The organism is Caenimonas koreensis DSM 17982 (assembly GCF_009646335.1).
GTDB classification, from domain to species: Bacteria; Pseudomonadota; Gammaproteobacteria; order Burkholderiales; family Burkholderiaceae_C; genus Ramlibacter; species Ramlibacter koreensis.
The window spans coordinates 55,827-72,767 of record NZ_WJBU01000020.1 but is presented as its reverse complement, the minus strand read 5'-3'; the positions used below and the strand labels follow the sequence as shown (position 1 = coordinate 72,767).

At 64.6% G+C, this 16,941-nt stretch carries 17 protein-coding genes; 12 read left to right on the top strand and 5 right to left on the bottom strand.

Annotated features, from left to right (window positions below):
- Window positions 1-11: 11 nt before the first annotated feature.
- The 9 genes from GHT07_RS18035 to GHT07_RS17995 all read left to right on the top strand — a co-directional run bounded on the left by GHT07_RS18035 (window position 12) and on the right by GHT07_RS17995 (window position 8,381).
- Window positions 12-959 (top strand): glycosyltransferase, encoded by a 948-nt coding sequence (locus tag GHT07_RS18035; RefSeq protein ID WP_153586491.1) that lies wholly within the window; start codon window positions 12-14, stop codon window positions 957-959.
- The gene (locus GHT07_RS18030; RefSeq protein ID WP_153586490.1) at window positions 956-3,103 is read left to right on the top strand and encodes a GtrA family protein; all 2,148 of its coding nucleotides are present in this window, start codon (window positions 956-958) and stop codon (window positions 3,101-3,103) included. The genes GHT07_RS18035 and GHT07_RS18030 overlap by 4 nt, the downstream gene beginning before the upstream one ends.
- Before the next feature lie 133 nt (window positions 3,104-3,236).
- Entirely contained in the window at window positions 3,237-4,664 is a 1,428-nt protein-coding gene (locus GHT07_RS18025) for a circularly permuted type 2 ATP-grasp protein (protein ID WP_153586502.1), read from the top strand.
- A gap of 2 nt (window positions 4,665-4,666) precedes the next feature.
- On the top strand, window positions 4,667-5,626 hold the full coding sequence (locus GHT07_RS18020; RefSeq protein WP_153586489.1) for an alpha-E domain-containing protein: 960 nt from the start codon (window positions 4,667-4,669) through the stop codon (window positions 5,624-5,626).
- A 15-nt stretch (window positions 5,627-5,641) separates the two neighbouring features.
- A complete protein-coding gene (locus GHT07_RS18015; protein ID WP_228488422.1) occupies window positions 5,642-5,869 on the top strand; it encodes a hypothetical protein in 228 nt (75 codons plus the stop codon).
- Between the two features lie 28 nt (window positions 5,870-5,897).
- Window positions 5,898-6,173 (top strand): DUF2164 domain-containing protein, encoded by a 276-nt coding sequence (locus GHT07_RS18010; protein WP_153586488.1) that lies wholly within the window; start codon window positions 5,898-5,900, stop codon window positions 6,171-6,173.
- Window positions 6,174-6,315: 142 nt separating this feature from the next.
- The gene (locus GHT07_RS18005; protein ID WP_153586487.1) at window positions 6,316-6,789 is read left to right on the top strand and encodes a hypothetical protein; all 474 of its coding nucleotides are present in this window, start codon (window positions 6,316-6,318) and stop codon (window positions 6,787-6,789) included.
- Between the two features lie 12 nt (window positions 6,790-6,801).
- Complete coding sequence (locus GHT07_RS18000) at window positions 6,802-7,593, top strand: hypothetical protein (protein ID WP_153586486.1); 792 nt, start codon at window positions 6,802-6,804, stop codon at window positions 7,591-7,593.
- A complete protein-coding gene (locus tag GHT07_RS17995) occupies window positions 7,590-8,381 on the top strand; it encodes a hypothetical protein (RefSeq protein WP_153586485.1) in 792 nt (263 codons plus the stop codon). Before GHT07_RS18000 ends, GHT07_RS17995 begins: the two co-directional genes overlap by 4 nt.
- On the opposite strand, the gene GHT07_RS17990 is transcribed toward GHT07_RS17995, so the two are convergent.
- Genes GHT07_RS17990 through GHT07_RS17970 form a run of 5 tightly spaced genes read right to left on the bottom strand, consistent with a single transcriptional unit; the run spans window position 8,367 to window position 14,078 of the window.
- The gene (locus tag GHT07_RS17990) at window positions 8,367-9,014 is read right to left on the bottom strand and encodes an HD domain-containing protein (RefSeq protein ID WP_153586484.1); all 648 of its coding nucleotides are present in this window, start codon (window positions 9,012-9,014) and stop codon (window positions 8,367-8,369) included. The two genes, GHT07_RS17995 and GHT07_RS17990, sit on opposite strands and share 15 nt — an antisense overlap.
- Entirely contained in the window at window positions 9,014-10,120 is a 1,107-nt protein-coding gene (gene mltB / locus GHT07_RS17985) for a lytic murein transglycosylase B (RefSeq protein ID WP_228488421.1), read from the bottom strand. Before mltB ends, GHT07_RS17990 begins: the two co-directional genes overlap by 1 nt.
- Window positions 10,108-12,114 (bottom strand): transglutaminase family protein, encoded by a 2,007-nt coding sequence (locus GHT07_RS17980; protein WP_153586483.1) that lies wholly within the window; start codon window positions 12,112-12,114, stop codon window positions 10,108-10,110. The genes mltB and GHT07_RS17980 overlap by 13 nt, the downstream gene beginning before the upstream one ends.
- 15 nt (window positions 12,115-12,129) lie before the next feature.
- Window positions 12,130-13,161, bottom strand: coding sequence for a DUF58 domain-containing protein (locus GHT07_RS17975; RefSeq protein WP_153586482.1), 1,032 nt, complete (start codon window positions 13,159-13,161; stop codon window positions 12,130-12,132).
- Window positions 13,158-14,078, bottom strand: a complete 921-nt coding sequence (locus GHT07_RS17970) for an AAA family ATPase (RefSeq protein ID WP_153586481.1) — start codon at window positions 14,076-14,078, stop codon at window positions 13,158-13,160. The genes GHT07_RS17975 and GHT07_RS17970 overlap by 4 nt, the downstream gene beginning before the upstream one ends.
- Window positions 14,079-14,120: 42 nt before the next feature.
- On the opposite strand from GHT07_RS17970, the gene GHT07_RS17965 reads away from it, so the two are divergent.
- The 3 genes from GHT07_RS17965 to GHT07_RS17955 all read left to right on the top strand — a co-directional run bounded on the left by GHT07_RS17965 (window position 14,121) and on the right by GHT07_RS17955 (window position 16,932).
- Window positions 14,121-15,077, top strand: coding sequence for a histone deacetylase family protein (locus GHT07_RS17965; RefSeq protein ID WP_153586480.1), 957 nt, complete (start codon window positions 14,121-14,123; stop codon window positions 15,075-15,077).
- A gap of 10 nt (window positions 15,078-15,087) precedes the next feature.
- Entirely contained in the window at window positions 15,088-15,900 is an 813-nt protein-coding gene (locus tag GHT07_RS17960; protein ID WP_153586479.1) for an enoyl-CoA hydratase, read from the top strand.
- Between the two features lie 87 nt (window positions 15,901-15,987).
- A complete protein-coding gene (locus GHT07_RS17955) occupies window positions 15,988-16,932 on the top strand; it encodes a hypothetical protein (protein ID WP_153586478.1) in 945 nt (314 codons plus the stop codon).
- Window positions 16,933-16,941: the final 9 nt, after the last annotated feature.

Sequence of the window (16,941 nt, the reverse complement as noted above, 5' to 3'; positions counted from 1 at the left end):
CTTGCAACCGCATGTCCTTGCCACCGGATTCCATCGCCGTCATCCTGCCCGCGTACAACGAAGAGGTCACGGTCGCTGGCGTCATCCGCGCATTTCATGCAGCGCTGCCGCAGGCGGCGATCTACGTCATCGACAACAACTCGAAGGACGCGACGGCCCGGCTTGCAGCCGACACGCTGGCGTCGCTCGGCTGCAAGGGCCGCGTGATCCCCGAGCTGCGGCAGGGCAAGGGCAATGCGGTCCGCCGCGCGTTCCACGAAGTCAATGCCGACGTGTACCTGATGGTCGATGCCGACCTGACTTACCCCGCCAACCGTGCCATGGACCTGATCCAGCCCGTGATCGACGGGCAGGCCGACATGGTGGTCGGCGACCGCCTCTCGGGCGGCCATTACGCGCGCGAGAACAAGCGCCCGCTGCACGGCTTTGGCAACGGGCTGGTGGTCACGATGATCAACAAGTTCTTTGGCTCGCAACTGCGCGACACCATGAGCGGCTACCGCGCCTTCAGCCGCACTTTCGTCAAGAACTATGCGGTGCTGGTCGAAGGTTTCCAGCTTGAAATCGACGTCACGCTTCACGCGCTCGACAAACGGTTTCGCATTCTCGAGCTGCCGGTCGAATACGTCGACCGCCCGGCGGGCAGCGCCTCGAAGCTCAACACGCTGACTGACGGCGCCCGCGTGATCTTCGCGATCCTGCAGATCCTGCGGTATTACAAGCCGCTCGCGTTCTTCACGGCTGTGGCGCTGGCCAGCATGCTGCTCGGGCTCGTCGCCGCGATCCCGGTCTTCAACGACTGGATCCAGTACCGCTACATCTATCACGTGCCGCTCGCCATCCTCGCGGCGGCACTGGAGATCGTGGGCGCGCTCATGCTCTCGGTGGGCCTGATGCTCGACAGCATTGCGCACCAGCGCCGCACCGACTACGAGCTGCGGCTGCTCGCCCAGTCATGAGTCAGGCGCAAGGGTTCCGGCGGCCTTTTTCTTCGCAGGTCGCCTGGTACCTCGTTGTCGGCACGCTTGGCTTTCTCTCCGACGCGCTCGCGTACTGGGTGTTCGCGCACGTCTTCGGCTGGCCCGTCACGCCTGCGCGCCTGGCCGCATTTGCGCCAGCCACGCTCGCAACATGGGCGATCAACCGCCGCTACACCTTCGCGCGGGACGACAACGCGGCCAGCAGTGCGCTCTGGCAGTACATGCGCTACCTGGCCGTGCAGGGCGGCGGCATCGTGGTGAGCTTCATCACGTTCCAGTCGCTGCTGGTGAAGTACCCGTCGCATGACTTGCTCGCGCTGGCCGCGGGCTCGATCGTGGCGCTCGGCTTCAACTTTGCGGGTTCGCGCCTGCTGGTGTTCACGGGCAAGGCGGCTGACGCTTCGCCGCTCGTCGTGGCGGCTTTCGGCGCGTTGTCGATGCTGCTGGGGCAAGACACCAACTGGGACTTGCTGAACTACCACCTGTACAACGTGTATGCGCTATTGAATGACAGGCTGCACATCGACCTGGCGCCAGCGGGCGTGCAGAGCTACTTCAATCCACTGCTCGACCTGCCGTACTACGCGATGACGGTGTCGCTGCCTGCGCCCGCCGTCGCCTTCATCATGGGCGCGCTGCATGGCCTGTGTGCCGTGTTCCTGGCGGCCGTTGTCAAGCGCGTGCTGCCCGAAGCGTCATCGCGCCTGGTCTGGGCGCTTGCGCTGGCGGGCTGCCTGGGCGCGACGTTCTTCGCGGGCATCGGCAACACGATGGGCGACAACACGACGGCGGTGCTGGTGCTCGGCGCCATGGCCCTGTGCGTGCAGGCCACCGGCTCGCTGGCGTCGCGCCGCTCACGGGTCGCGCTCGGCTGCGCCGGTCTGCTTGTCGGCTTGGCCACCGGGCTCAAGCTCACGAACGCGCCGTTCGCGCTGGCGCTTGCCGCGGGTCTGGCGGTGTGTGCCGCGCCACTGCGCGATCGTGCGCGGGCCATTGCATTGCTCACGGCCGGCGGCGTCGTGGGCCTGCTGCTGGCCACCGGCTGGTGGTGGGCGCGCATGTGGATTGAATTCGGCAACCCGACCTTTCCCCAGTTCAATTCGTTCTTCGGCTCGCCGATGGCCACGGCCATGAAAACGATCGATCCGCGCTGGGGCCCGAAGACCGCGCTGGAGGCGGTCTTTTATCCGCTGGTGTTCATGGCCGACCCGTATCGCGCGGGCGAGATGGGGGTGCGCAACTGGCTCTGGCCGGTGACTTACCTGCTGGTCGCCATCTGGGGCCTGCGGGCCGTCATCGGGCGCGTGCGCGGCCAGGCAGGCCAGCTGACGGCGCCCATGCGCTTCGTGCTGGCGTTCATGGCAGTGAGCTACCTCGGGTGGCTGTCGGTCTTCGCCATCGGCCGCTATGCAACGGTGATCGAGGTGTTGTTCCCGCTGGTCGTGTGGCTGTTGCTGCCGCGCGTCTGGCCGAGCCGTCTGGCCCCGAAGGCGGCTGCGGCGCTGATCGCCATCTCAGTCATGGCGAGCCTGGTGCTGTTCAAGACATGGGGGCATGCCTCATTTGCGGAGCGTAGCTACACACCGCCCGAACTCGCCCTGGCCGATGCGTCGCGGGCCACCGTGGTGTTCATCGCACAGCCGGTGGCCTGGATGGCGCCTTTCCTGCCGCCCGAGCTTGCGTTCGTGTCGCTGTTCAACTTCCCTGAGTCGCCGGCCTATGTCGCGCGCGCCAAGACCATTTTCAGTGAGCGGGGCGGGCCTGTGTGGGCGGTGTTGCCGGCGGTGACCGACACGCAGGCAGAGACGGCCAGGCGGTTCAACGAGACGCTGGCGCGCCACAGTGTTGCTGCCGACGCGCTTGTGTGCCGCAGCATCAAGCCGCTGCTGCAACTGTCGCGGCGTTATCGAAGCTATGTGCTGGCCGACGGGCCGGTGTGCCAGTTCAAGGCGCCCGCCGGGCCGCAGCGCGACATCGCCGCTGAAGAAAGGCAAGTGGTGGCGCAGTGGGCCGTCGCGCTGCGAACCCACGGCCTGACCCTCGATGAGGGCAGCTGCCGCAGGCTGGAGGGGCGCATTGGCGATCAGTCGCAACCGTCTCAGTTCTGCCGCATCGCGCGCTGATTCGGCCCGCTTGCGCCCGCAAAGGGTCCGGAACTTGCTAAGCTAGTGCGCAAGCTCTATGACGACTATGAAATTCGACGAGATGTTCACCCTGCCGCCGGAAGGCGGCCCCTTGCAGTTCCAGAGCCAGGCCATGGGCGGCATGACGCAGGCGCAGTTCCAGGGAATTCGCGACCACTACGCGATCTACGCCCAGTGGCTGGCCCGGCAACCGGCGCCCAGCATGCAGGCGCGCCGCGAAGAGGCGGAAATGATCTTTCGCCGCGTGGGCATCACCTTCGCCGTATACGGCGCCAAGGATGAAGACGGCGCGGGCACCGAGCGGCTCATTCCGTTTGACCTGATTCCCCGCATCATCCCGGCCCATGAATGGGCGACGATGGAAAAAGGCCTGGTGCAGCGCGTCACGGCCCTCAACCGCTTCCTGCACGACGTCTACCACGAGCAGGAAATCCTGCAGGCCGGCATCATCCCCGCCGAGCAGGTGCTGAACAACTCGCAGTTTCGCAAGGAGATGATGGGCGTTTACACGCCGCACCGGGTGTATTCGCATATTGCGGGCGTCGATATCGTCCGCGCGCCGAATGACAAGGGCGAGGGCGAGTACTACGTGCTGGAAGACAACCTGCGCGTGCCCAGCGGCGTGAGCTACATGCTGGAAGACCGCAAGATGATGATGCGGCTCTTCCCGGACCTGTTCAGCTCGCACCGCGTCGCGCCGGTCATGCACTACCCCGATTTGCTGCTGGAAACCCTGCGCGCGTCCGCGCAGCCCGGCGCGCCCGACCCGACGGTCGTCGTGCTCACGCCCGGCATGTACAACAGCGCGTACTTCGAGCACGCGTTCCTGGCGCAGCAGATGGGCATCGAGCTGGTCGAGGGGCAGGACCTGTTCGTCAAGGACAAATACGTTTACATGCGCACCACGCGCGGGCCGAAGCGCGTCGATGTGATCTACCGCCGCGTGGACGACGACTTCCTCGACCCGAAGGTGTTCCGTCCCACGTCGACACTCGGCACGGCGGGCCTGGTCGAGGCCTATGCCGCCGGCAACGTGACGATCTGCAACGCGATTGGCACGGGCGTGGCTGACGATAAATCGATCTATCCCTACGTGCCGAAGATGATCGAGTTCTACCTGGGCGAAAAGCCGATCCTGAACAACGTGCCCACTTTCATGTGCCGCGACAAGGACGACCTGGGCTACGTGCTCGCCAACCTGAAAGACCTGGTCGTGAAGGAAGTCCACGGCGCGGGCGGCTACGGCATGCTGGTAGGCCCTGCGTCCACGAAGGCGGAGATCGAGGATTTCCGCAAGGCGGTGGAGGCCAACCCCACGGGCTATATCGCGCAGCCCACGCTGTCGCTGTCCAGCTGCCCGACGTTTGTCGAAAGCGGCATTGCGCCGCGCCATATCGACCTGCGGCCCTTCGTGCTCTCGGGCAAGGAAGTGCAGATGGTGCCGGGGGGCCTGACGCGCGTTGCGTTGAAGGAGGGCTCGCTGGTGGTCAATTCGTCCCAGGGTGGTGGCACCAAGGACACGTGGATTCTGGAGGTCTGATCATGTTATCCAGAACCGCAGACCACCTCTTCTGGATGTCGCGCTACACCGAGCGCGCCGAGAACACCGCACGCATGCTCGACGTGAACTACCAGACGTCGCTGCTGCCGCAATCGACAGGCGTCGCCCAAGTGGGCTGGCAGGGCCTGCTGTCGATCAGCGAGCTGATGCCGCGCTACTCCGAGAAGTACGACAACATCAACGCTCGCGAAGTCATGGAATTCATGGTGCGCGACGAAAGCAATCCGTCGTCCATCCTGTCGTGCCTGCGCGCCGCGCGCGAGAACGCGCGGGCCGTGCGCGGCTCGCTGACCACGGAAGCGTGGGAGACGCAGAACCAGACCTGGCTGGAAGTCAATCGCATGCTGCAGACTGACCAGTTCGAGCGCGACCCGGGCCAGTTCTTCGAGTGGGTGAAGTTCCGCTCGCACCTCTCGCGCGGCGTGACGGTGGGCACGATGCTGATGGACGAGGCGCTGCACTTCATGCGCCTGGGCACCTTCCTGGAACGCGCGGACAACACCGCGCGCCTGGTCGACGTGAAGTTCCACGCCGTGCAGAGCGACTTCTTCGGCACCGCCAACGAGAAAGACCAGGAATACGACTTCTATCACTGGAGCGCGATCCTGCGCAGCGTGTCGGCCTTCGAGATCTATCGCAAGGTCTACCGTGACGTGATCAAGCCCGAACGCGTGGCAGACCTGTTGATCCTGCGTGCCGACATGCCGCGTTCGCTGCATGCAAGCATGAATGAGGTTGTGGCCAACCTGGCGGCTGTGTCGAACGACCAGTCCACCGAGACGATCCGCCGAGCGGGCAAGCTGCGCGCAGACTTGCAGTACGGCGACATCGACGAGATTCTCGCGACGGGGCTCCATGCCTTCCTCACGCAGTTTCTCGACCGGGTGAACGAGCTGGGCACGCGCATCAGCAGCGACTTCCTGGTGCCGGCTGCGGCCTGATTGCGAAGGCGCACGGTGCTGTTCGGCCCGGTCGCCTCGATCAGCATTGCCGCCATTTTGTGGAGCGTGCTGTTCGGCTCCATTGGCCTGGGCTACTTCATGTATGGCCGCAAGCAGAAGGCCACCGTGCCGCTCGTGTGCGGGCTGCTGCTGATGGTGTACCCCTACGTCATTGCCAACACCATTGCGCTGGTCGTGATTGGTGTCGTGCTGTCGGCAGTGCCGTATTTTGTGCGGCGGTGACCCACCGGGCGAAGCGTAATATTTCCCCATGACCATCGAACTGCCCAAAGACGTCCGCCAGACGGCCGTGGCTTCCATCGAGCGCTACTTCCAGGAGAACATGGACGAGAAGATCGGCAACATTGCTGCCGGTGCGCTACTGGGATTTTTCCTCGAAGAGATCGCGCCAGCCATTTACAACCGCGCCGTGGCCGACGTGCAAGAACGGCTGCAGATGCGCGTGTCGGAACTCGACATAGAAGTGCATGAGGACGAGTTCGGCTATTGGCGCAGGGTCGACAGGCAGCGCCGCGCAAAGCCCTGACTGGCTCATCGCCAGCGCGCGTGTGGCACCCCACCCGAAAACCCCGCTACCATTCATGCCGTGTACTCATCCTGTGCGCCCGCGGCGACCCGCCGCCGCACGAGTGTTGACCCGCCCACAAGGCACTTCAAAAGGTTTCACCATGCAAGTCAAGACCAGCTTCTGCACGATCTCTTTCGCCATCCTTTCCCTGGTCACCGCACAGGGGGCACTCGCCCAGGCCGCAAAGTCACCCAAGGTTGTCACCAAGGATGAATTGCGCGTCTGCATGGACTCCGAGTCCAGCCTGGCCGCGCGCCGCAAGGAGATCGAGGCGCGCAAGGCCGCCAACGTCGCTGAAATCGCCGCCATCAAGACTGCCAACGTGCAAATGGCAGAGGAGCAAAAGGACATCGACGAGTCCAACGACCGCAAGGTGCGCGAGTTCAAGCGCAAGGTCACGGCGCACAACGACCGGGTCAAGGCTGCGAATGCGGCCCAGGAAGCGTTCGTGAAAGACCTGGAAGCCTTCAACAAGTCACTGGTGGCCTACAACGATTCGTGCGGCGGCATTTCCTACAGCCGCGAGGACAAGGAAGAGATCCTCAAAGAGCGTGAAGCTGCTGCGAAGAAGTAGCAGCCCCTTCGATTGAAAACGGTCGTCTTCCAGTCTTACCGCACACACGACGTCGCCCCGTGGATCACGGCGTGCATGGGCACAGTGCGCGCCTGGGCCGAAGCCCGCGGCTACGACTACGAATTCTTTGACGACAGCCTGCTCGAGCGCGTGCCCGCCTGGTATCGCAGCAAGGTGCAAGGGCAGATGTGCCCCATGACGGACTACGCCCGGCTCGTCGTCGCGCGTGAATTGCTGGCCAGGGGTTACGAGCGCACGGTGTGGGTCGATGCCGACGTGGTCGTGTTTGCGCCTGAACGCCTCGACGTCGAGGTGACCGACAGTTTTGCCTATTGCCATGAGCTCGGGCTGAACATCGACGAGCAGGGCGTGCCCAAGTTCTGGACCAGCGTCAACAACGCAATTTCGGTCTTCGTCAAAGGCAATGTGTACCTGGACTTCTTCATCGATGCAGCCGAGCGCACGGCCATGGCGCTCGACGTCGTGCCCAAGATCGCGATCAGCACACGATTTCTCACCAGGCTGCGCCAGACACTGCCGTTCCAGCTGCTGATGAACGTGGGCCTGTTCAGCCCGCTCGTGATGAACGACATCGCCAAAGGCACACACGTCGCACTGCCTGCCTACGGCGCCGCACTCAAGGCGCCGCTCGCCTGTGCGAACCTGTGCGGCTCGATGGTCGGCGACGGGCAACGCCAGGGCGTGCTCGTGACCGACAGCGACTACGCCGCCGTGGTCGCGCGATGCCTTGAAACCAGGGGCGATGTGGTCAACCAATTCATCACCCAGGCGATCCCCCATTGAAAACTGTCGTCTTCCAGTCGTACCGCACACACAACGTCGCACCCTGGATCACCACCTGCATGGGCACGGTGCGGTCGTGGGCCCAGTCGCGCGGCTACGACTACGAATTTGTGGACGACAGCCTCTTCGACCGCGTGCCCGCATGGTTTCGCGACAAGGCCGCCGGCGAGATGTGCCCGGTGACGGACTACGCGCGGCTCGTCGTTGCGCGTGAGTTGATGGCCAAAGGCTATGAGCGCACGGTGTGGGTCGATGCCGACATGGTCGTCTTCGCGCCCCAGCGCCTCACGGTCGATGTGACTGACAGCTTTGCCTATTGCCGCGAGGTGTGGCTCGGCATCGAGGCGGATGGCACTGCCAAGGCGTGGCGCGGCGTCAACAATTCGATCTCGATCTTTGTCAAAGGCAGTGTGTACCTGGACTTCTTCATCGACGCGGCTGAGCGCACGGCGCAAAACCTCGATGTCATCCCCAAGATCGCCATCAGCACGCGCTTTCTCTCGCAGCTGCACAAGACACTTCCGTTCAAGCTGCTGAAGAACGTGGGCCTGTTCAGCCCGCAGGTGATGGCCGACATTGCCAAAGGCACGCGGGTGGCGCTGCCGGCTTATGGGTCCGTGATGACAGAGAAGCTCGCCTGCGCGAACCTGTGCGGCTCGATGGTCGGCGAGGGCAAGCTGCAGCGCGTGCTCGTGACCGACAGCGACTACGAAGCCGTGGTCGCGCGATGCCTTGAAACCAGGGGCGCGGTGGTGAACCGCTTCATCAAGGAATCAGCCGACGCCTGACAGCCGGTGGCCCTCGACGGCGAGCTTGTCGAGTGCGCGTTGCAGGTTGGCCCGCGCCTGCGCTTCGAGCCGGTCATGGAAGTGCGCCGTGCAGAACAGCCTGGGCCGCGCAAGAAACGCCTGCAACACGCGGGTGCGGCCGGCGATGAAGTCCACCAGCGGCACATGCGCATATTCAAGGCGGATCTGCTCATTGGATTCATCGAAGCGCTCGCCCGGCGCGCCAAGAATCGACAAGTCCACGTCAACCAGCAGCTGCCCGTCGGCGCCCTGCGGCGGCTGGTGACCGCGCGTGAGCATCACCAGCGCGGCCACTCGCTCGCCCACACCCGCGGGTGCACCGGCGGCGTCGATCGCCTCGCGCGCCCAATGCGCGCTTCGCTCTTCGTTGTCATGCCGGCGCGGCTCGTAGAAGGCATCGTGAAACCACAGCGCCAGCTCGACTTCTGCGGGGCGCTGCGCCAGGTGCCTCGCGGTGGCGAGCGTGGCAAGGCATTCGCGCAGGTGCTGCCGTGAGTGGTAGTGGCGCTGCGGCTCGCACCACGCGTTGATGAGGCGCTGGTGCAGGCCCTCGTTGCCCTCGGGCGCACCGACTTCGCGCCACAGGCGCTGCCAGGTCGCGAGGCCGTCCATCAGCGTGCAGGGAGCGCTTCTTTGACTTCGCGCCCGAGTTCGATGACAGCCATTGCGTAGTAACTGGACCAGTTGTAGCGAGTGATCACGTAGAAGTTTTCGGTGCCCGCCACGTATTGCGGCTCGGCAGCACCATTCTGTAGTTCGACGAGTGCAAGTTTGCCTTGGTGCTCCAGTGCCTGACCAGACAGGACAGCACCTTTTTCAGTGAAGCTCTTCACACTGAATGTGGGAAGAATGTCGGGCGCGAGCAAGGCTTCCTTGTCGAGCGTTGCGGCATTGAAGTCCACCGCGAAGTGCGTGGGCATGCCGCTTTGCCAGCCATAGCTCCTGAAATAGTTCGCGACCGAGCCGATCACGTCGGCCGTGCTGCGCGAGAGGTCGATGCGCCCGTCGCCATCAAAATCCACCGCCCACTTGGCCCAGCTGCTCGGCATGAATTGCGGCATGCCCATGGCGCCTGCATAACTGCCGAGCGCCTTGAACGGATCGGTGCCAGCCTTGTATTGCAGCAGCAAAAATTGCTCGAGCTCGCTGCGGAAATAGGCCTGGCGTTCGGCGGCGCGCGGGTGCGACGGCGGAAAGTTGAAGCCCAGCGTTGCCAGCGCATCGATCACGCGGAACGTACCCATCTGCTGGCCGTAGATCGTCTCCACGCCGATGATGCCGACGATGATGTCGGCCGGCACGCCGTATTCGCGCTCGGCGCGCTCCAGCAGCGCCGCGTTCTCCTGCCAGAACTTCACGCCGGCGTTGATGCGAATGGGGTCGATGAAGCGGCTGCGGTACACACGCCAGTTCTTCGGCGTGCCTGCCGGGGCGGGCTGCATCAGGCGCGCGACGGTGGGCAGCAGCTGCGCTTCGCCAAGCGTGCGCTGCACCCAGCCGGCGTCGACCTCGCGGCGCTGCGCCATTTCGGCGGCCCATTGCATGGCCTCGTCGCTGGTTGAAAACGGTGTGCCGCGCATGGCATTGCGCTCGACGAGGCTGGCGGGTGCCTTGTGCTTCTTCCTGGCTGCGACAGCGCTCTGGCTGCTGGTGGCAAGTAATGCGAAGACGGTGAGTGCGACAGCAGAAAAACGGGGAACGTACATCAGGCGGGCCATGGCATCTGTTTGAACTCGCGTTGCAGTGCAGACAGCGAGGTGGTGCTGGAGCGCGCGTAGCGCAGGCTCTCCAGCTTGAGCAACCAGCTGGCCAGGTCGCGCCCCGCATCGCCGAAGCGTGCCGTGACTGCCGCGGCCATGTGGCGCGGCGGCGCAGCAGCAGGCAGTTCAATGCCCGCTTCAACCAGGCGCTTGCGCACGCGCTGCAGCAGGCGCAGCCACGGGTCGTGTTCGCGCTTGTCCCACAGCGTCCAGCCTGCGCCTAGCAGCGACACGGCAACAATCAGCCCGAGCAACACGTAGCTCAGGTCTTCCCAGCTGGGTGACTCAAAGCCCAGGTCCTTGAGCATGTTCAGCTGCTTGCTTTGCGTGTAGTTCAGCACCCACTGGTTCCAGCTGTTGTTCAGCGCTTCCCACGCGGCGCGCATGTTGGCTGCCAGGCCCGGCGACATGTTGCCAAGCGCCGAGGCAATCACGCCCTGCGGCGCCTGCAGCCGCTGGAAGGCGCCGATGCGCCCGGGCGCAACGGCCGAGGTCGGATCGACACGCACCCATCCGCGTCTTTCAAGCCAGACCTCGGTCCACGCATGGGCGTCGCTCTGGCGCAGCACCCAGAAGCCGTCCACGGTGTTGCGCTCGCCGCCCTGATAGCCCGTGACGACGCGCGAGGGCACGCCGCCCGCGCGCATCAGCACAGCAAAGGCAGACGCGATGTGTTCGCAAAAGCCTTCTTTCTTGTCGAACCAGAATTCGTCAGCCGTGTTCTCGCCGTACTGCCCCGGCTCCAGCGTGTAGCGGTAGTTGCCGCTGCGCAGGTACTTCATGGCGGCGTCGACAAACGCTTCATCACCCGCCTCGGCCACGCCGGGCTGGCGGCTGAGTTGCAGCGCCAGCGCCTGCGTGCGTGGGTTCAGCCGCAGGGGAATCTCCATGTAGTCCGGCTGCAGCGCTGCGCGCGCACCTGGGCCGTGGCGGAAATTCGTGTAGCTCTCGGCCTTGTAGCGAAGCAGGTCAGTGATGGGGCGGTTGGTGAGCCACAGCAGCTCGCCCGTCATGGCCGTCTCGAACCCCGGCACGTTGGGCGGCTTGATGGCGGCGTCGAGCACCATCAGCCAGGGGCGGTTGTTCGCCTCCATCGTCACTTCGTATTTCACGGGTGTGCCCGACACCTGCAATTGCGCGGGGCCGGCCAGCGGATTGACGTTGCGCGCGCCCAGGCGCAGCTGGATCGCGCGCCACTCGCGCCCGTCGAAGCTGCCGAGCACCGGCCCGCGAAAGTACAGGTCGCTCTGCTGTGGCGCGGCGCCCTCGAACTGGATGCGCATGGCGATGCTTTCGTCAAGCACCAGGCTGGCGATATTGCCGACCTGCATCGTCGCCGACAGCCCGCTGCGCCCGCTCATCGCATCGCTTGGAATGCCCCACAGCGGCGCCAGGCGCGGAAAGAGCACGAACATCACCGCCATCACCGGCGCGCCCAGCAGCGCCATCCACATCGCCGTTTTCGCGGCTTGGCGCAGTGGTGGCTTGCCCACCGGCATGTGCGCGTTGACGAGCGCCGTGAGCAGGCCCAGCAGCGCCACGAGCATCGCTGCTGCCGTGAGCAGCGACTGCGAGAAGAAGAAGTTCGTGAGCATCGTGAAGAAGCCCAGGAAGAACACGACGAAGATGTCTCGCCGCGCGCGCAGCTCCAGTGTCTTGAAGGCCAGCAGCACGACGATCATGGTCACGCCCGCGTCGCGGCCCAGCACGGTGCGATGCGTGAACAGCGTGGCGCCAGTGGCCACAACCAGCAGCCCCAGGATCCACCACTTGCCCGGCAACGGCTTGCCGCTGAATGCCAGCCAGCCGCGCCACAGCAGCACACCGCCTGTGAGCGCGACACACCACACCGGCAGGTTCGCGACCTGCGGCAGCACGATCCATGCGATCACGAGCAGCAAAAACAGCGTGTCGCGGCTGTCGCGGGGGAGGGCGTCGATGCGGCTCAGCATGGGTTCACCATGGGGTCAGCACACGGCCAGTGCTTCGAGGCAGCGGCGCTTGTGCGCCTCGCCCGCGCCGGGTGCGACCTGTTGGTTGGGCAAGCGCAGGCCGTAGTCGAGGCCGAGCTTGTCGGCCTGCACCACCCACGCTGTCAGGCGCGAGAGCTTGTGTTCGGTATCGAGATGGCCCGCTGCCGCAAAGTCAAGCCACAACTCGTAGCGCTGGGCCTGCTGCGTGTCGCGGCTGACGAGTTCATCGGCCTTGGCGGCTTTCTTCCAGACGACCAGCTTGAGCGGATCGCCGCGGCGGTAGGCGCGCACGCCGTCGAATTCGCCACTGTTCTGCGCGCTGGCAGTGGCTGCGCCGCCTGCTCGCGGCTCGCCGGGCGGCAATGGCGGCGGGAACGCTTCTGGCGCGGGATAGACCAGCACCTGCGCGGCAGGCCGCCACACCGTCCACACGCGGAACGTGCCGAGCGGAAAGCGCGTTTCCGCCGTGAGCGGCGGCACGTGATGCAGGCCGCGCCTGTCGGGCTTGAATGCGACATGTACCGAGGTGCTGCCTTGCGCAGGCACATCGGTGTACACCCAGCGGTCTTCATGCGTGGCATCGAGCACGGCCATGCCGATGCCGTGGCGGATCGACTTGCGCTCGTTCGTGAGCACGACGGTGAGCGTCGCGCTCACGCCGGCAAACTGCGCATCGGGCGTCTTCAGGTTCATCGTCAGGCCGCGCAGCGTGCCGTGGCACACATGCATGCCGACGACGGCGCTGCCCGCCAGCAGGAACGTGAGCAGGTAACCCAGGTTGAGCTGGTAGTTGATCGAGCCGACGAGCAGCACGAGCAGCGTTGCGCCGAGCATGAAGCCGGGCCGCGTCGGCAGGATGTACACGTTGCGCTGCGTGAGCGTCATCGTGTCAGACAAAGGCAGGCGCGACTGCCACCACCGGCGAAAGCGCTTGCGCGCAAAGGTGAAAGGGTTGAGCGTGGGGCGTTCGGCGTTGGGCGAATCGCGCTCCACGCCCAACGCTGAACGCTCCACGGCGGCAGTCATGGCAGCGGCACCGCCTCCAGCATGGCGCGCACTTGCTCCACAGGCCCACGGCCCGCATCGCTCACCGGAATCAGCCGGTGCGCCACGGTCTGCGGCAGGATCGCCTGCACGTCATCGGGCGCGACGTAATCGCGACCACTGAGCAGCGCCTGCGCCTTGGCGGCGCGCACGACCGAGATGCCCGCGCGCGGCGACAGGCCCTGCAGGAACCAGCGGCCCGAGCGCGTGGCCGCCACGAGGTCTTGCACATAGTCGAGCAAGGGGCCGGCGGCGTGCACCTTCAACACCTGCTGCTGCAGCGCGAGCAGGTCGGCAGGCGTGAGGCGGCTGCTCATGGACTCGACCATATGGCGGCGGTCGTCGCCGCTGAGCAGCTCGCGCTCGGCCGCGCGGTCGGGGTAGCCCAGCGAGATGCGCATCAGGAAGCGGTCGAGCTGCGATTCGGGCAGGGCGAACGTGCCAAGCTGGTCGTGCGGGTTCTGCGTGGCGATCACGAAGAAGGGTGTGGGCAGCGGGCGCGTTTCGCCTTCGACCGTGACCTGCTTTTCTTCCATTGCTTCGAGCAGTGCGCTTTGCGTCTTGGGGCTGGCGCGGTTGATCTCGTCGGCCAGCAGCACCTGTGCGAACACCGGGCCGGGGTGGAACACGAAAGACTCCTTGCCGCGCTCGTAAATCGACACGCCCGACAAGTCGCTGGGCATCAAGTCGGCCGTGAACTGCACGCGCGAAAACTGCAGCCCGAAAGCGCGGGCGAGCGCGTGAGCCAGCGTGGTTTTGCCGACACCGGGAACGTCTTCAATCAACAGGTGGCCACCAGCGAGCAGGCAGGCCACGCAGTCCTGTACCTGGCCGGGTTTGCCCACGAGCACCGTGTTAAGCTGACCGAGGAGCGCCTTGAGCTGTTGTTGTGCATCCATGGCACGACGTTATCGCAATTTGGACGAGGGCGAGTGGCAGTGATGAACAAAACCGGATTTTTCACGCATCCGGATTGCAGGAGACACGAGATGGGCCCGGGCCACCCGGAATGCCCCGAGCGGCTCGACGCGATCCACGACAGGCTTCTTGTCACCGGCATTGCCGACCTGCTCGACCAGCGCGAAGCCCCCATGGCCACCCTGGCGGATGTCGAACTTGCGCACGACGAGCAGCACGTGGCCGCCATCGACGCATTGCGCCAGCGCCTGGCAGTTCACGTGATGCAAACCGGCGAGGCCGGCTACGCGCGGATCGACCCCGACACCTCCATGAACGGCAAATCCTGGGACGCCGCCATGCGCGCCGTCGGCGCAGTCACCGCTGCTGTCGATGCCGTGATGGCCGGCGAACTCGAGAACGCCTTTTGCGCCGTGCGGCCACCCGGCCACCATGCGTGCCACGACCATTCGATGGGTTTTTGCATCTTCAACCAGGTAGCCATCGGCGCGCGTTACGCGCTTGAAAAGCACGGCCTGGAACGCGTGGCCATCGTCGACTTCGACGTGCATCACGGCAACGGCACGGAAGACATCCTGGCGGGTGACGAGCGCACGTTGATGGTGAGCTTCTTCCAGCATCCGTTCTACCCCGGCACGGGTGCTGGCCCGCATGCCGCCAACATGGTGAACATGCCCGTGCCCGCGTACAGCAAGGGCGATGTGATCCGCCCGCTGATTGAAAAGCACTGGTTGCCGCGGCTGGAAGAATTCCGGCCGCAGATGATTTTCATCAGTGCGGGTTTCGACGCGCACCGCGAAGATGACCTGGGCCAGCTCGGCCTGGTCGAGGCGGACTACGCGTGGATCACGAAGAAGCTGAAGGAAGTCGCGGCGCGCCATTCAAACAAGCGCATCGTGTCGTCGCTCGAAGGCGGCTACAACCTGAGCGCGCTGGGGCGCAGCGTTGAGGCGCATGTGCGGGCGCTGGCGGATTTGTGAGGAAAACATCATGAGCGCATCAGACACCACCGTCACTACTGTCACCATGGAAGCAGCCGTGCTGGAACACCGCGACTCACGCGGCGTTGTCACGCTGACGATGAACCGGCCGGGCAGTTTCAATTCGCTCAGCGAAGAAATGCTGGCTGCGATGCAGGCCGCGCTTGATCGTGTGGCGCAGGACGATTCGGCGCGCGTGGTGGTGATCGCGGCCAATGGCAAGGCGTTTTGCCCCGGTCACAACCTCAAAGAGATGGTGGACCATCCGTCGCTCGACTATTACCAGAAGCTCTTCGCGCAATGCAGCAAGATGATGCTGACGATCATCAAATTGCCTGTGCCCGTGATTGCGCGCGTGCAAGGCATCGCGACGGCAGCGGGTTGCCAGCTCGTCGCGCAGTGTGACCTTGCAGTGGCCGTGAACGAGGCGAAGTTTGCCGTGAGCGGCGTCAACTACGGGCTCTTCTGCTCGACACCCAGCGTGCCGCTGCTGCGCAACATGGCGCCGAAGCAGGCGATGGAGATGCTCGTCACGGGTGACTTCATTTCAGCGCAGGAGGCGAAGGAGCGGGGGCTGGTCAATCGCGTGGTCGCAGCAGACCAGCTCGATGCGGAGGTCGCAAAACTCGTCGAGAGCATCCTCGCCAAGCCGCGCGTCGCGATTGCGCTGGGCAAGGAGATGTTCTATCGCCAGCGTGAGATGGGCATTGAAGCGGCATACCAGCTCGCTGGCCAGACGATGGCGGTGAACATGATGGACGCGAGCGCGCAGGAAGGTTTCACGGCGTTCACTGAAAAGCGCAAGCCGAACTGGAGTACTTGAGCCAGACTTTGGTGTGCGGAACGATGGGTTGCGCAGGGTTACTCATGCAAGTTGCGGCATCAAGGCCGCGCCCACGCAGGAATCATCTTGATCCGAAGCCAAAATCCAACGCACACGGCACCTGATGTCGTCGTCTTCCACATGCAAGCAGGCCAGGCAGTCCTGCTGCCCGGAGCACTGCGAGTTGTTGCAAATCATCCGGTCGCCTTCGGCCAGCCTGAAAATATTCTCGCAATGCATCCGCCGCTATCGCTGCGCGCGAGCGAGCCGGTGCGAGTGTGCAGCCGTGGTCGGCGGGCCATCTACCAAGGCCTGGGGCCAGCTGCCGATCTGCATCGGTTTACGCAGGTGTGCGCAAGACTTGAGCGCAGGATGAGGCTGGGCGAGCGCGCTGTGATTGCGTTTGTCGAAGCCGCGACGTGGCTGATGCATTGGCAGCAACCTGCGGCCGCATTGATTCTGTTGCGTCGGCTTGACGCGTTGGTGCCGGGCCGCTCTGACGTCCACCGGCAGTTAGGAAAGGTGCTCTGGCGGCTGGGGTGGTATGACGATTCCATTGAACAAAGCTGCGCAGGTCAGCATCCTGAGCGCGGCGGCATCGACTGCGAACATCTGGTGTTCTCAGTCCTGGTGCGGGATGGCATGGCTGCAGCATTCGCTCTCGCCGGAGAAATTGGTGCAACACGCATGCAGCGCTTGCTGTTGGAGGCGCAAGCCTGGCTCGATACCGGGGAAGTTGACGCCGAAAGTCTGCAGGAGTGGACCGAGACTGAGCCTGGGCGCTTTCCGGCACTGATCGGCGATGCGCGTGGGACGTTAGCGCAGCTCAAGGTATTGGCAGATAGAGTCCAGTGGCGCGTTCTCATGACTGAATTGGCCCTACCCATCTACGACAAGTTTCGCGACGACCGTTGGTTTGCGCAATTTGTTCGGCGGGTATCGCCCCCGGCAGAAATGCTGCAGGCAATCCACTTGCGGATTCCCGACCGGTTCTTCACAGACGACAATTTCTTTGTGGCGCCAGCTGGCTGATCGCACCAG

Bases quoted from the DNA above. Each gene is read 5' to 3' on its own strand.
- GHT07_RS18035 (WP_153586491.1), top strand. From the start codon at position 12: ATGTCCTTGCCACCGGATTCCATCGCCGTCATCCTGCCCGCGTACAAC.
- GHT07_RS18030 (WP_153586490.1), top strand. From the start codon at position 956: ATGAGTCAGGCGCAAGGGTTCCGGCGGCCTTTTTCTTCGCAGGTCGCC.
- GHT07_RS18025 (WP_153586502.1), top strand. From the start codon at position 3,237: ATGGGCGGCATGACGCAGGCGCAGTTCCAGGGAATTCGCGACCACTAC.
- GHT07_RS18020 (WP_153586489.1), top strand. From the start codon at position 4,667: ATGTTATCCAGAACCGCAGACCACCTCTTCTGGATGTCGCGCTACACC.
- GHT07_RS18010 (WP_153586488.1), top strand. From the start codon at position 5,898: ATGACCATCGAACTGCCCAAAGACGTCCGCCAGACGGCCGTGGCTTCC.
- GHT07_RS18005 (WP_153586487.1), top strand. From the start codon at position 6,316: ATGCAAGTCAAGACCAGCTTCTGCACGATCTCTTTCGCCATCCTTTCC.
- GHT07_RS17990 (WP_153586484.1), bottom strand. From the start codon at position 9,014: ATGGACGGCCTCGCGACCTGGCAGCGCCTGTGGCGCGAAGTCGGTGCG.
- mltB (WP_228488421.1), bottom strand. From the start codon at position 10,120: ATGGCCCGCCTGATGTACGTTCCCCGTTTTTCTGCTGTCGCACTCACC.
- GHT07_RS17980 (WP_153586483.1), bottom strand. From the start codon at position 12,114: ATGCTGAGCCGCATCGACGCCCTCCCCCGCGACAGCCGCGACACGCTG.
- GHT07_RS17975 (WP_153586482.1), bottom strand. From the start codon at position 13,161: ATGACTGCCGCCGTGGAGCGTTCAGCGTTGGGCGTGGAGCGCGATTCG.
- GHT07_RS17970 (WP_153586481.1), bottom strand. From the start codon at position 14,078: ATGGATGCACAACAACAGCTCAAGGCGCTCCTCGGTCAGCTTAACACG.
- GHT07_RS17965 (WP_153586480.1), top strand. From the start codon at position 14,121: ATGAACAAAACCGGATTTTTCACGCATCCGGATTGCAGGAGACACGAG.
- GHT07_RS17960 (WP_153586479.1), top strand. From the start codon at position 15,088: ATGAGCGCATCAGACACCACCGTCACTACTGTCACCATGGAAGCAGCC.